The organism is Haemophilus sp. HMSC061E01 (assembly GCF_001810345.1).
In the GTDB taxonomy this organism is placed as follows: domain Bacteria; phylum Pseudomonadota; class Gammaproteobacteria; order Enterobacterales; family Pasteurellaceae; genus Haemophilus_D.
Window position 1 is genome coordinate 98,932 of the sequence record NZ_KV800998.1, and the last position, 14,522, is coordinate 113,453.

12 protein-coding genes are annotated in these 14,522 nt (G+C 40.4%); 8 read left to right on the top strand and 4 right to left on the bottom strand.

Annotated features, from left to right (window positions below; genetic code table 11):
• Positions 1–29: 29 nt before the first annotated feature.
• The 4 genes from HMPREF2732_RS00920 to HMPREF2732_RS00935 all read left to right on the top strand — a co-directional run bounded on the left by HMPREF2732_RS00920 (position 30) and on the right by HMPREF2732_RS00935 (position 4,505).
• Positions 30–1,697: an anaerobic C4-dicarboxylate transporter gene (locus tag HMPREF2732_RS00920; RefSeq protein WP_070590210.1), complete on the top strand. Its 1,668-nt coding sequence runs from the start codon at positions 30–32 to the stop codon at positions 1,695–1,697.
• 298 nt (positions 1,698–1,995) lie between these two features.
• A complete protein-coding gene (gene aroK, locus HMPREF2732_RS00925; RefSeq protein WP_049379871.1) occupies positions 1,996–2,538 on the top strand; it encodes a shikimate kinase AroK in 543 nt (180 codons plus the stop codon).
• A gap of 9 nt (positions 2,539–2,547) precedes the next feature.
• Positions 2,548–3,636 (top strand): 3-dehydroquinate synthase, encoded by a 1,089-nt coding sequence (aroB, locus tag HMPREF2732_RS00930; protein WP_070590214.1) that lies wholly within the window; start codon positions 2,548–2,550, stop codon positions 3,634–3,636.
• Between the two features lie 14 nt (positions 3,637–3,650).
• Complete coding sequence (locus tag HMPREF2732_RS00935) at positions 3,651–4,505, top strand: Dam family site-specific DNA-(adenine-N6)-methyltransferase (protein WP_070590219.1); 855 nt, start codon at positions 3,651–3,653, stop codon at positions 4,503–4,505.
• 1 nt (position 4,506) lies between these two features.
• Here the strand turns inward: HMPREF2732_RS00935 and HMPREF2732_RS00940 are convergent, their stop codons facing one another.
• Positions 4,507–4,827 (bottom strand): DciA family protein, encoded by a 321-nt coding sequence (locus tag HMPREF2732_RS00940; RefSeq protein ID WP_070590223.1) that lies wholly within the window; start codon positions 4,825–4,827, stop codon positions 4,507–4,509.
• A 72-nt stretch (positions 4,828–4,899) separates the two neighbouring features.
• Between HMPREF2732_RS00940 and secM the strand changes: the two genes are divergently transcribed.
• From secM to HMPREF2732_RS00960, 4 genes are all read left to right on the top strand, one after another.
• Positions 4,900–5,217, top strand: coding sequence for a secA translation cis-regulator SecM (gene secM / locus HMPREF2732_RS00945; protein ID WP_005698080.1), 318 nt, complete (start codon positions 4,900–4,902; stop codon positions 5,215–5,217).
• 72 nt (positions 5,218–5,289) lie between these two features.
• Positions 5,290–7,986, top strand: coding sequence for a preprotein translocase subunit SecA (gene secA, locus HMPREF2732_RS00950; RefSeq protein ID WP_070590230.1), 2,697 nt, complete (start codon positions 5,290–5,292; stop codon positions 7,984–7,986).
• Between the two features lie 86 nt (positions 7,987–8,072).
• Complete coding sequence (gene mutT / locus HMPREF2732_RS00955) at positions 8,073–8,477, top strand: 8-oxo-dGTP diphosphatase MutT (protein ID WP_070590233.1); 405 nt, start codon at positions 8,073–8,075, stop codon at positions 8,475–8,477.
• Between the two features lie 22 nt (positions 8,478–8,499).
• Positions 8,500–10,164, top strand: a complete 1,665-nt coding sequence (locus HMPREF2732_RS00960) for a sulfatase-like hydrolase/transferase (RefSeq protein WP_070590236.1) — start codon at positions 8,500–8,502, stop codon at positions 10,162–10,164.
• 30 nt (positions 10,165–10,194) lie between these two features.
• On the opposite strand, the gene holA is transcribed toward HMPREF2732_RS00960, so the two are convergent.
• From holA to leuS, 3 genes are all read right to left on the bottom strand, one after another.
• Positions 10,195–11,232: a DNA polymerase III subunit delta gene (holA, locus tag HMPREF2732_RS00965; protein ID WP_070590239.1), complete on the bottom strand. Its 1,038-nt coding sequence runs from the start codon at positions 11,230–11,232 to the stop codon at positions 10,195–10,197.
• On the bottom strand, positions 11,232–11,735 hold the full coding sequence (gene lptE, locus HMPREF2732_RS00970) for an LPS-assembly lipoprotein LptE (protein ID WP_049364850.1): 504 nt from the start codon (positions 11,733–11,735) through the stop codon (positions 11,232–11,234). Before lptE ends, holA begins: the two co-directional genes overlap by 1 nt.
• Before the next feature lie 87 nt (positions 11,736–11,822).
• Positions 11,823–14,411, bottom strand: coding sequence for a leucine--tRNA ligase (gene leuS / locus HMPREF2732_RS00975; protein WP_070590247.1), 2,589 nt, complete (start codon positions 14,409–14,411; stop codon positions 11,823–11,825).
• Between the last annotated feature and the right edge of the window lie 111 nt (positions 14,412–14,522).

Here is a 14,522-nt window from a genome sequence, read left to right on the forward strand (position 1 = left end):
ATTAACCATAAAATGATTCGGAGTATCTTATGGATTTTCTAATGAACCTAGGTGAAGGTAGCCAGTTTGCTATTCAGCTTGTTATTGTTCTTATCTGTTTGTTTTACGGGGCAAAAAAAGGTGGTATCGCACTGGGTATGCTCGGTGGGGTAGGCTTAATTGTTCTTGTTTTCGGCTTTGGTATTGAACCAGGTAAGCCAGCTATCGATGTGATGTTAACCATCCTTGCGGTGGTGGTCACATCGGCAACATTACAAGCCAGTGGTGGTTTAGATGTCATGTTACAAATTGCGGAGAAAATGCTTCGTCGTAACCCGAAATATGTCAGTATTTTGGCACCATTCGTCACTTGTTTCTTAACTATTTTATGTGGTACAGGACACGTGGTTTATACCATGTTACCAATCATCTATGATATCGCGATCAAAAATGATATTCGTCCTGAACGTCCAATGGCGGCAAGTTCAATTGCTTCTCAAATGGGTATCATCGCATCACCTGTTTCTGTGGCAGTAGTAACTTTAACCACATTCTTAGTGAATGCTAAGACCCCATTAGCAGGTTTTGATGGTTATTTAGATTTATTAAAAATTACCGTGCCTTCAACCCTTTGCGGTGTATTGGCTATTGGTATTTTCAGCTGGTTCCGTGGTAAAGATTTAGATAAAGACCCAGAATTCCAAGAGAAATTAAAAGATCCAGAATTCAAAAAATATGTTTATGGTGATAGCACATCATTATTAGACAAAAAATTGCCACAATCTAGCTGGAATGCGATGTGGATCTTCTTTGGTGCAATTTTAGTGGTAGCGGTATTAGGTTACTTTAAAGATTTACGTCCAGCTTTCGAAAAATCAGCACCAGCTCAAGTGGTTGAAATTGTTTCTGCCGATAAAGCCGTGAAATCTTTCAATGTTAAAGACGGTAAAATTGTTGCATTAGCAAAAGATGGTACATTAGTACTTGATGTTAAAGACAGCAAAGCGAAAGCACAAACAGCCTACAATAACGTTGCAATTTATAACGATAAAGGTGAAGTCGCTCAAACAATTACTGCTCAAGATAACAATGTTGTGATCACTGCGGGTGATAAAACTGAAACTATCGATAACGCTGCAATCGTATTAAAAGACACCGCGAAGAAAAAAGTGAATTTAAGTATGGTTCACGTTATTCAAATCTTCATGCTATTAGCGGGTGCATTAATTGTTATCTTTACGAAAACTGATGCAGGTAAAATCAGTAAAAATGAAATTTTCCGTTCAGGTATGATTGCGTTAGTGGCGGTATTCGGTATTTCTTGGATGGCGGAAACCATGTTTACCGTTCACACACCAATGATGAAAGCTGCACTAGGTGATGTGGTAAAAGCGCATCCTTGGACTTACGCCGTGATGTTATTATTAATTTCTAAATTCGTAAACTCACAAGCGGCAGCATTGGTTGCATTCGTTCCACTTGCTTTAGGTATCGGTGTTGATCCAGCTGTTATCTTAGCCTTTGCTTCAGCTTGTTATGGTTACTACATTTTACCTACTTACCCAAGTGACCTTGCGGCAATCCAATTCGACCGTTCAGGTACAACCCATATTGGTAAGTTTGTAATTAACCACAGCTTTATCTTACCGGGCTTAATCGGTGTAATCACTTCATGTATCTTTGGTTACATTTTCACAAGTTTGTTTGGTTATCTATAAACTAACAGATAAAAGAAAAGGCTATTCGTTTGAATAGCCTTTTTCGTTTGTAAAGTGCGGTTAAATTTTAGGATGTTTTATCTCAATGCTCTATTTGACTTTATCATTCATAAAAATCCCTAAAAAACTGACCTCTCTTTAAAATAAATTCCTGCTAAAGGTTGAAACATAGGGGGATTTATTGCGATAATCCTCATTATTTTTTGGGTGATCTTTCGGGCTACCATTTTTTCAGGTGGCCAGTTTTTATTAGGAAAGATTAATTTGAACATTATTTAAGTAAGTTAGAAGAATAACAATGGCTGAAAAACGTAATATTTTTTTAGTAGGACCGATGGGCGCAGGTAAAAGCACTATTGGCCGTCAGCTTGCGCAGCAACTGAATATGGATTTTGTCGATTCAGATGCAGTAATTGAGGAACGTGCGGGCGCGGACATTAGCTGGATTTTTGATTTAGAAGGCGAAGAAGGTTTTCGTAAGCGTGAAGAGCGCATTATCAATGAATTAACCCAATTACAAGGCGTTGTGCTCTCCACTGGTGGGGGAGCAGTGATGTCAAAAGAGAATCGTAATTATCTTTCTGCTCGTGGTATTGTGATTTATTTAGAAACCTCAGTAGATAAACAATATCAACGTACGCAACGTGATAAAAAACGTCCTTTATTACAAGGGACAGATGATCCACGCCAAGTGTTGGAAGATTTAGCCAAAGTACGCAATCCGTTATACGAAGAAATTGCTGATATCACCTTACCAACAGATGAGCAAAATGCCAAAGTAATGGTTAATCAAATTGTTGATTTAATTGATAATCTAAACGGCTTAAACGGTTCACTCTAAGGATTTAAAATGTTGTGCGTAAATGTTGAATTAAAAGAACGTCGTTATCCTATTTATATTGGCGAAGGGTTGCTTAAAGATGAAAGCTGCTATCCGCTGAAGAAAGGGAATAAAGTGATGATTGTGACTAATCCAACCGTCGCACAATATTATCTTGAGCCCGTTACAGAAACGTTAGAAAAAATAGGTTGTCAGGTTGAATCGGTATTATTGCCTGATGGCGAAAAATATAAAACGTTAGAGTCTTTAAACCTCATTTTTACCGCACTTTTAAAGCATAATCATGGGCGAGATACCACCATTATTGCATTAGGTGGTGGTGTGATTGGTGATGTGGCAGGTTTTGCAGCAGCAAGCTATCAGCGTGGTGTGCGTTTTATTCAAATTCCTACCACATTATTAGCCCAAGTGGATTCTTCTGTTGGTGGCAAAACTGCCGTTAATCATGAGTTAGGCAAAAATATGATTGGGGCGTTTTATCAACCTTCTACGGTGATCATTGATACCCTTACACTCAATACTTTGCCAAAACGTGAAGTGAATGCGGGACTGGCGGAAGTCATTAAATATGGGGCTATTTTAGATTATGCCTTTTTTGAATGGCTTGAAGCACATATTGATGAATTAGTCGCGTTAAATCAACATTCACTGCAGCATTGTATTGCGCGTTGCTGCCAAATCAAAGCCGATGTTGTCGCGCGCGATGAAACTGAAAAAGGTGATCGTGCATTATTAAATCTCGGTCATACTTTTGGTCATGCAATTGAAACACATTTAGGCTACGGAAACTGGTTACACGGTGAAGCCGTTGCGGCTGGAAGTATGATGGCAGCGGTATTATCTGAACAATTAGGCGATCTTTCTTTTGAAGATGTTGCACGTTTAGAAAAACTCTTAGCGCGCGCTAATTTACCGACCGTCTCGCCTGATACCATGCAGCCAGAAGATTATTTACCGCATATGATGCGAGATAAAAAAGTACTGGCGGGCAAGTTGCGTCTTGTGTTGTTAAAAGCGCTTGGACAAGCTTACGTGGCAACTGATACTGACAAATCTCTTGTGCTAAACGCGATTGAGCGTTGCACACAACATGACTAACTGTCATTGCTCTCATGTTGCGTCCAAAAAATAACAAAACGAAACCTCGAATTAAACACCGCCCGTTTTTAAAATGGGCGGGCGGTAAATTTCGTTTAACGGACGATCTCAACCGAGTCTTCCCAAAAAGAAAACAGTGTTTGATTGAACCCTTTGTTGGCGCGGGCGCTGTTTTTTTAAATTCCCATTTTGAACGTTATATTTTGGCGGATATTAATCCTGATTTAATTAACTTGTTTAATATCGTCAAAGAAAATGTGGATGCCTATATTGAGGCTTGTAAGCCAATTTTCTTCGCTGAAAATGCGAATACAGCCGAGTATTATTACGCACAACGAGATGCTTTTAATCAATCAACTGATCCTTTCGATCGCTCCGTGTTGTTCCTTTATTTGAACCGTTTTGGATTTAATGGATTGTGCCGTTATAACAGTAAAAATGAGTTTAATGTGCCCTTTGGCGCTTATAAAACCCATTATTTCCCTGAAGATGAATTGCGCTATTTCGCCCATAAAGCACAAAGTGCGGTCTTTTTATGCGCTGATTTTCAACAGACCTTTGAATTAGCGGATAAACACAGCGTGATCTATTGTGATCCGCCTTATGCACCGCTTCCGCAAGATACTAATTTTACTGGATATGCAGGGAATGCTTTTGGCCTTGAACATCAAAAGAATTTAGCAGAATGCGCCAAAAAAGCGCAAAAAGAAAAGCAAATTTCTGTTGTGATTTCTAACCACGATACGAAATTTACGCGTGAGATTTATAAAGGGGCAAAATTTAAACGCGTTAAAGTACAGCGCTCGATCAGTCAATCCTCAGAAAAACGAGTTAAAGTAAAAGAATTAATCGCTATCTTTAAAGGTTAGTTTAGTAGGTTAGTTCGGGATTGATTTTAATCTCAAAGCCTTTTACTTCGGGATAAGTCGGTTGAATTGCGGCGAGTAATTCGCTTTGGCGAAATAAAATCCCTTGGCGAACGACTGCACTTTTGACTTCAACAAAGAGTTTCCCATCTGTGATGGAACCTAACCGAAAGAGCCCTTTGAATTCTTGTGGGAAAAGGCGGCTGATGTTTTGGTTCAGTTCATTCAACATTAACCCTTTCTGCATGATTTTGGCAAATTGAGATCCTTCCAGCACATCAATAATATTCATGGCTTTTTGATAACGCTCATGCTTGTTTTCCACAAAAATACCCCAATAATGACTTTACGTTGAATTTCCGATACAATACACACAAATTTTGTCAGAGACAATAAGATGATGAAATCAAACAAAGGTAAAACAAATTTCTGGTCGCAGTTGCTGTTAAGCATGATTGCGATTTTTGCTTTACCTGTTGCTCAGGGATTGGAGGCGCCGCCTTCATCAAATATGAGTGGCGAAAATTACCAAACATCATCTGAACAACATATGTTGATTGCAGTGCGTGAAATTCGTCAAGCATTGCAGGTTCAACCTCAGCCAACAAATCACAAAACCCATTCCAATCAAAAACACGAAAAAATTCAACCGCACTTTATCGCGGCAGAGTTTCCTGTTTTTGCTCCTATTCGCGCCGGTCCAGCTATCATTTAATTTTCCTTTATATTTGAACGAGCCGATTTTTTAATCGGATGATCCTTTTTATTTTTATTTGAAAGAGAAATTATGAGTTTTTTAACAAAAATTTTTGGCAGCCGTAACGAACGTATTTTACGCAGATTAAGAAAACAAGTTGCGAAAATCAACAAAATGGAGCCCGCTTTTGAAGCATTAAGTGATGATGAATTAAGAGCAAAAACAGAAGAATTCCGTAGTCGTTTAGCTAATGGTGAAACTTTACAACAACTTTTACCTGAAGCGTTTGCTACCGTGCGTGAAGCGGGTAAACGTGTACTCGGTATGCGCCATTTCGATGTGCAATTAATCGGTGGTATGGTGCTAACAAACCGTTGTATCGCAGAGATGCGTACGGGTGAAGGTAAAACCTTAACCGCAACCTTGCCTTGTTATTTGATGGCGTTGGAAGGTAAAGGTGTACACGTTGTAACCGTGAATGATTACTTAGCACGTCGTGACGCGGAAACTAACCGCCCATTATTTGAATTCTTAGGTATGACTGTTGGAGTGAATATCCCTGGTTTACCGCCTGAAGCAAAACGTGAAGCTTATGCGGCAGATATTACGTACGCGACAAACAGCGAATTAGGTTTTGATTACCTTCGTGATAACTTAGCGCATTCTAAAGAAGAGCGTTTCCAACGTCATTTAGGCTATGCCTTAGTGGATGAAGTGGACTCAATTTTAATCGATGAAGCGCGTACACCATTGATTATTTCAGGTCAAGCAGAAGACAGTTCTGAGCTTTATATTGCGGTAAATAAATTAATTCCGAATTTAATTAAGCAAGAAAAAGAAGATACGGAAGAATATACCGGTGAAGGCGATTACACTTTAGATCTTAAAACCAAACAAGCGTATTTGACTGAACGTGGTCAAGAAAAAGTTGAAAATTGGTTAATTGAACAAGGTTTAATGCCAGAAGGTGATTCACTTTATTCGCCTGCACGTATTGTATTGTTACACCATGTCATGGCGGCATTACGTGCGAACACCTTATTTGAGCGCGATGTAGACTATATCGTGAAAGATGGCGAGATCGTGATCGTCGATGAACATACTGGCCGTACTATGGCGGGGCGTCGTTGGTCTGATGGTTTACACCAAGCAATCGAAGCAAAAGAAGGGGTGGAGATTAAGAGCGAAAACCAAACTGTTGCGTCGATTTCTTACCAAAACTACTTCCGTCTTTATGACAAATTAGCGGGTATGACAGGTACAGCAGATACCGAAGCCTTTGAATTCCAACAAATTTATGGTTTGGAAACTGTCGTTATCCCAACCAATCGTCCAATGATTCGTGATGATCGTACGGACGTCATGTTTGAAAATGAAGAATACAAATTCAATGCAATTATTGAAGATATTAAAGACTGTGTCGCTCGCAATCAACCGGTTCTTGTCGGTACCGTATCCGTTGAAAAATCTGAAATGCTTTCTCAAGCGTTAGATAAAGCAGGCATCAAACACAACGTATTGAATGCGAAATTCCACGCACAAGAAGCGGAAATTGTTGCGGAAGCAGGGGCGCCAGGTGCAGTAACCATTGCAACCAACATGGCGGGTCGTGGTACCGATATTATCCTCGGTGGTAACTGGAAAGCAAAAGCTGCAAAATTAGAGAACCCAACTCCAGAGCAAATTGAGGCACTTAAAGCTGAGTGGGAGAAAAATCACGAGATCGTGATGCAAGCCGGTGGTTTACACATTATCGGGACAGAACGTCACGAATCACGCCGTATTGATAACCAGTTGCGTGGTCGTTCAGGTCGTCAAGGTGACCCAGGTTCTTCACGTTTCTACCTTTCTTTGGAAGATGGCTTAATGCGTATTTATCTGAATGAAGGTAAATTAAATATGATGCGTAAAGCCTTCACCCAACCAGGTGAAGCGATGGAGTCTAAGCTTCTTGCTAAAGTGATCGCGTCGGCACAAGCGAAAGTGGAAGCTTTCCATTTTGATGGTCGTAAAAACTTGCTTGAATATGATGATGTGGCTAATGATCAACGTCATGCGATTTACGAACAACGTAATTACTTGCTCGATAACGATGATATTTCAGAGACTATCAAAGCTATCCGCAGCGATGTATTTAACGATGTGATTGACCAATATATTCCACCACAATCGTTGGAAGAACAATGGGATATTAAAGGCTTAGAAGAGCGTTTAGCGCAAGAGTTTGGCCTGGAGTTACCAATTGAACATTGGTTAGAAGAAAATAACAATCTTCACGAAGAAAACTTGCGTGAGCGCATTATTCAAGAAGCCGAAGATGAATACAAAGCGAAAGAAGCGCTTGCAGGTGAAGAAACCATGCGTCATTTCGAAAAAGGCGTGATGTTACAAACTCTTGATGAACTTTGGAAAGAGCACTTGGCGGCAATGGACTATTTGCGTCAAGGTATCCATTTACGTGGTTATGCACAAAAAGATCCAAAACAAGAGTACAAAAAAGAATCTTTCCGTATGTTTACTGAAATGTTGGATTCTTTAAAACACCATGTGATTACGACACTTACTCGCGTGAAAGTACGTACGCAGGAAGAGATTGAAGAAGCGGAACGTGCACGTCAGGAAATGGCTGAACGTGAAGCATTAACACATCAAGCTGTAGATGAAAATACAGAGCAAGCTCAAAGCGAGGACTATTCTGATCGTCATATTGGGCGTAATGAGCCTTGTCCTTGTGGGTCAGGTAAAAAATACAAGCATTGTCACGGCAGTAAAGCTCGATATGCTTAGCTAAGGAAAAGAGCGGTTAAATTTTTGCGTGTTTAAAACACCGCTAAAAATGACCGCTCTTTCTAATTTTGAGATAAGGAAGAACGATGAGTAAGCCTATCATTCAAGTTGCGGCAGGGATTATTCGTAATGAATTTGGGCAGCTATATTTGACCCAGCGCTTAGAAGGGCAAGATTTTGCGCAAGCATTAGAGTTTCCTGGCGGCAAAGTTGATGCAGGTGAAACCCCTGAAGAAGCCTTAAAAAGAGAATTGGAAGAAGAGATTGGCATTCATATTTTAAATGCTGAGCTGTACGAACGTTTTCAATTTGAATATCCAACCAAAATTTTAGATTTTAGTTTTTATTTGGTCACAGAATGGATTGGCGAGCCGTTTGGTCGAGAAGGTCAGGAAGGTTTTTGGCTTGAACAAAGTGAGCTTGATGCAGGGCAATTCCCCCCAGCCAATTTAAAGCTGATTCAGCGTTTAGTGGCTGAGAGTGCTAAATAACATTTAATCAAATTTATTTATTATGATTCCAAGTATTTTTCTGAGTTTATTTTTTATTGCGACGGTGATTTTTATCGTCAATTCGCATTATCGTTGGACATATTTTTTTGCGATTGCATTATTCGTCTTATTGTTTAGTTCAATGTTTGCGATAACCGGTCAATGGCAACGCGGATTGAATTTTGCGTCCGTACTTTTTGTGGTGTTGATGCTATTCCATCGAATGAAAATTCATTACTACAAACAACCTTTACTCATTTCAGATTTTTGGCTTGTAACAGACTGGCGAAATTGGGAAACCCTCTTACATTATAAAGGGGCCATTTTCGGCGTGTTGGGGCTATTAGGTCTGTTGGGGTATGCTATCTTTGGCTGGTCAGATGTTGAAACTGCATCTGTTGGATTTCGCGTATTTGCAGCAATACTCGCAGCAACAAGCTTTGGTTTAATGTGGTATTATTCTAAAGATCCGGATGCGACAAAAGTCTGGCTAGATTCATTGCCAGATGATGGTCGAGATGTTTTCTTAAACCTGCCAATGTCTTGTCGTGGCGTATTCTTTAAAGTGCCAGAATTTGAAGGCGATAGCCAAAAATTTAAAGAAAAACTGACCGCACTTTTAAGTGAAAAGGCAGAGAGCAAAACTGAAAGTGCAGAAAAGCCTGACATTGTGGTGTGTTTACAAGAATCAACCTTGAATCCCCATCAATTTGATTTTGATGCAGAAACCATCCCGCCATTTTCAATGTTTAATAAGCAGGAAGATACCGCATTTGTAAGTCCATTGCGTGTACATACGCTGGGTGGCGCAACGTGGAAATCTGAATTTGCTTTCCTTGCAGGGGTGCCTTCAACCGATTTTGGTGCTTTAGCAAGTGGGGTGTTTTATTCGGTTGTGCCACACTTACAGACGGGTTTTATTAAAAATCTTCGTGAGCAAGGCTATTTTTGTGTGGCATTATCGCCTTTTACGAAAGGTAACTACAACGCAAAACCTGCCTATGAGCACTTTGGTTTTGACTTGATGTTACAACCACAAGATTTAGGCTATCCCGCATCAATCAGCAAAAATCTTTGGCATATTAGCAGTGAAGAGATGATGTATTACACCAAACTGATTCTGCAGAAACAGCATCCATCATTGGAAAATGTGAAACAGCCCATGTTTGTCTATGTGCTAACCATGAAAGAGCATGGCCCTTACAACACGAACATGCCAAATCATTTTAATTTGGCGAGTAAGCGTTTAGGGGGAAAAGCGATTTCTTGCTTAAATGATTATATTGATCGCATTGCTAGCCTTAATGAGGCAATCGAAGGCTTGAATGATTATTTAAAAGCACGAGAAACACCTTATGTATTCGGTTATTTTGGTGATCACCAAGTCGCTTTTGATAATCAGCTTCCACCGAAAAAAGGTAATTTTGTAAATCCAGATTATGTGACTCAATTTGTGGTTAGAACTAATCGTAAAACTGACTTTGTTCAACAGCAAGATTTCTTAGATTTAGCCTTTGTTGGTGGCGTATTACTTGATGTGGCAGGTTTATCACCGAAAGATGACTTTATGCGAGCAAATATCGCTATGCGTCAGTTAAGCCAAGGTAAGCTCGAAGATGCAAAGGATATGGATTTAGTGAATAGCTATCGAAATTATCTGTATCAAGATTTAAAAATTGCGCAATAATAAAAAATCTCGGTTAACGCCGAGATTTTTTTATAAGCAAAATTTAACCGATAAGTCTGCTAATTTTACCCACACGTCTTGACCATATTCTTGCTTGGTTGTGCGCTCAATATCTGCCAACTCTTGCAAAATTTCAAAGAGTTTTTGATAGGTGAGTCGCTGTATTGCCGCTGTATAAAGAGGACGACGACTCTGCCAAATTTTGAGACGGTCAAAATCCGCTTTGAGTGTCTGTGTAGGCAAACTCGTGTTAAGAGAGGGATTGCGTAGTTGTGGTTTTGTTAATTCTAGCAACGTGAGTAGTTCACGCTGTAAAGTACGCAACAAAATAACAGGTTGCACATCTTCAGCTTGTAAACCACGCAAAATCCGCTTTGAGCGATTTGCCTTGCCTGATAATAACGCATCAATCCATTGGAAAGGGGTAAAGACAGAAGATTGCTCTACGACTAATTTAACGCGGTTATACGTGAGTTTGTGATCAGGATAAAGCAAATCTAAAAGCTGTAATGCTTGTTTCAATGCCAGTAGATTATTTTCATAGCTATAACAAAGCAGTTGAACGGCTTCCTCATCAGCTGATAATCCCATATTTTTTGTACGATGCTTCACCCAACGAGAAAGTTGTTCTGAGTTCGGTGTTTGGCAGTTCACGATAACAGCTTGTGGCTCAAATTGATTCGCCTGAATAAACCACTCTTGTTTTTCGGCTGCTTTAGACAATTTAGGCAAGGTGAGGACAAGCAAGCTATCTTCATTTAATCCACTGATAAATTGCTGAAGGTTTTTTGGCAAAAGTGCGGTCAGATTTTCGGGTAAATTGAGAATGAAAATTTGCTTATTAAAAAAGAGCCCCATAGATTGGCTGGCCTCAATTAATGCAGACCAGTCAGTATTAGTATCTATGGTGATTTGATTTTTTTCATCAAAACCTTGAAGAAGGGCGGCTTGATGAATGAGATCTTCACTTTCACTGAGCAACAGGGGATCTGTCCCAACCAAAAAATAGACTTTCGCTAAATGGCTGTTCAGGTTAGAGGCCAGTTGCTCAGGAAAAATGCGGTTCATTATTTTCCTTGAACTTGATGTTGCAAGGCAGCCATTTTATTAATTAATTGGCGAGCCGCTTGTTCGCGCATATCATTCCAAATCACATCACGCTCAGCTGATTTTGCTAATGCAGCACGCGAGTTATCAAAGAAAGTGCGGTTGATTTTTGCAGAGATTGGGTAGGTTTCTCCGTTAGCCAAGCGTACACTTGCTTCAACATCAAGGGTCAATACTTTTTCTGCTTCTCGACCTTGTTTAAAGACTGATGCGACTTTGTCGCTTGAAGTCTGTTTATTTAAACGCAACACTGGCACACCTTGTTTTGCAGGAACAAGGTTTACGTTGTTGCTAAGCAGTTGCTTACGCATTGCCATAGACATTTCACTGTATGGATCGCTACTTTCAAGGGCCATTGTTTTTAATTCCGCAGGAACAGCTGCACCATTATCGAAGTGCCAACCACAAGCAGTTAACAAGGCTGTTGCCCCAACAAAGCAGATCGTTTTGATTGATTTCATCATAAAAATTACCTGTAAAATTCACCGCACTTTATTTTATTTAAGAACCGTTTATGCAATTCTTGGAATAAAATGCGGTTATTTTATGGATTATTGCGGTTTAACCACCACATTTAACAATTTACCAGGTACATAAATCACTTTCACGATTTGTGTATTGTCAGTAAATTTCTTCACATTTTCATCTGCAAATGCAACCGTTTTCACGGTTTCTTCATCCGCATCAGCTGCAACGGTGACTTTACCACGAACTTTACCGTTGACTTGAACCACGATAAGTTTTTCATCTTCGACCATCGCTGCTTCGTCAGCTTTCACCCATTCGGCATGATCAATGTTACTTTCGTTGCCTAAGGCTTTCCATAATTCAAAGCAGATATGGGGTGTGATTGGATAAAGCATACGCACGACTGCGCTTAATGCTTCTGCCATCACAGCACGATCTTGTTCACTTTCTAATGGCGCACGGGTTAATTTATTCATTAACTCCATTACTGCCGCGATAGCGGTATTGAAAGTCTGACGGCGACCAATATCATCGCTTACTTTGGCGATCGTTTTATGCACATCACGGCGAAGCGCTTTTTGGTCTGCAGAAAGTGTGGTCACATCTAAAGCGGTTTTTGCAGGATTTTGACTGTATTCATACACCAAATTCCATACACGACCTAAGAAACGTTTTGCCCCTTCTACGCCGGATTCTTGCCATTCAAGCGTCATTTCTGCAGGAGAAGCGAACATCATGAATAGACGCACAGTATCTGCACCGTATTTTTCCACCATCTCTTGTGGGTCGATACCATTGTTTTTGGATTTCGACATTTTGGTCATACCGGTATGCACCAATTCACGGCCTTCCGGATCGGTGGCTTTGATGATACGACCTTTTTCATCACGCTCAAGAGTGACTTGCGTTGGGCTTACCCAAATACGCTCGTTAGTCGGGCTGGTGTAGTAGAACGCATCCGCTAATACCATGCCTTGGCATAATAATTTTTGAGCTGGCTCATCGCTCGTTACGAAACCTGCATCACGCAATAATTTGTGGAAGAAACGGAAGTAGAGCAAGTGCATTGTGGCGTGCTCGATACCACCGATATATTGATCCACCGGTAACCAGTAATTCGCTTCCTCTTTATCCAACATGCCTTCAGCATAGCTTGGTGAGGTGTAACGCGCGTAGTACCAAGACGATTCCATAAAGGTATCAAAGGTATCGGTTTCTTTTAATGCAGGTTCACCGTTGAAGGTGGTTTTTGCCCAGTTTGGATCCGCTTTAATTGGGCTTTTCACACCATCCATGACCACATCTTCCGGCAGAATAATCGGTAAATCTTCGATTGGTGCCGGTACGGTTTCACCGTTTGCTAAGGTGAGCATTGGAATTGGTGCACCCCAATAACGTTGACGGGAAACGCCCCAGTCACGTAAACGATAATTAACTTGGCGTTTACCTACGCCTAATTTTTCTAATTTGTCCGCAATACCGTTGAATGCAGCATCAAAATCCAAACCATCAAACTCAGCAGAGTTCACTAATTTACCGTGTTCAACGAAAGCTTGTTTGGTTAAATCAATTTCTTCATCTGCAAGCGGTGCGATTACCTGTTTAATTGGCAAATTGTATTTTTGAGCAAATTCAAAGTCGCGTTGGTCGTGTGCTGGAACCGCCATTACTGCGCCAGTACCGTAGTGCATTAACACAAAGTTCGCGACCCAAATTGGTAATTTTTCACCAGTTAATGGATGAATAGCGAATAAGCCAGTTGCCATCCCTTTTTTCTCCATAGTGGCAAGGTCTGCTTCGGCCACTTTGGCATTTTTCGCTTCACGGATGAATTCAGCCAATTGAGGATTTTTTTCTGCCGCTAATTCTGCTAATGGGTGCGCTGCCGCGATACCTAAATAGCTCACACCATAGAAAGTATCTGGACGGGTGGTATAAACTGAAACTTTTTCTGCGGTATCCGCCACATCAAACGTAATTTCCACCCCTTCAGAACGGCCAATCCAGTTACGTTGCATGGTTTTTACCATGTCTGGCCATTGTGGCAGTTGATCTAATCCACCTAATAATTGTTCTGCATAATCAGTAATTTTAATAAACCATTGTGGGATTTCTTTTTGTTCAACCGGAGTGTCACAACGCCAGCAGCAACCTTCGTGCACCTGTTCGTTAGCCAATACGGTTTCATCGTTTGGACACCAGTTTACGGTTGAGGTTTTTTTGTAAACTAAGCCTTTTTTATAAAGCTCGGTGAAGAACCATTGTTCCCATTTGTAGTATTCTGGACGGCAAGTCGCAATTTCGCGATCCCAGTCATAACCAAAGCCCAACATTTTGAGCTGTTTTTTCATGTATTCAATATTTTCGTAAGTCCATTTTGCGGGTGCAGTTTTGTTTTTAATCGCAGCACCTTCAGCTGGCAAACCGAATGCATCCCAACCAATCGGTTGTAAAACATTTTTACCGTTCATACGTTGATAACGAGAAACCACATCACCGATGGTGTAGTTACGCACATGGCCCATGTGTAAACGACCAGATGGGTAAGGGAACATTGAAAGACAGTAATATTTTTCTTTAGACGTATCTTTGATTGCTTTGAAGACTTTATTTTCAGCCCAATATTGTTGAACGGCAGGTTCAATCAAATCAGGACGGTAATGTTGTTGCATAGAAAATCACCTTAAATTTTGACCGCACTTTGCGGCATATTTTGCTTTATAAAATGTGGTATAGGATAGCGTAAAACGGGAAAAATTGGTAGAAAGTGCGGTGATTTTTTT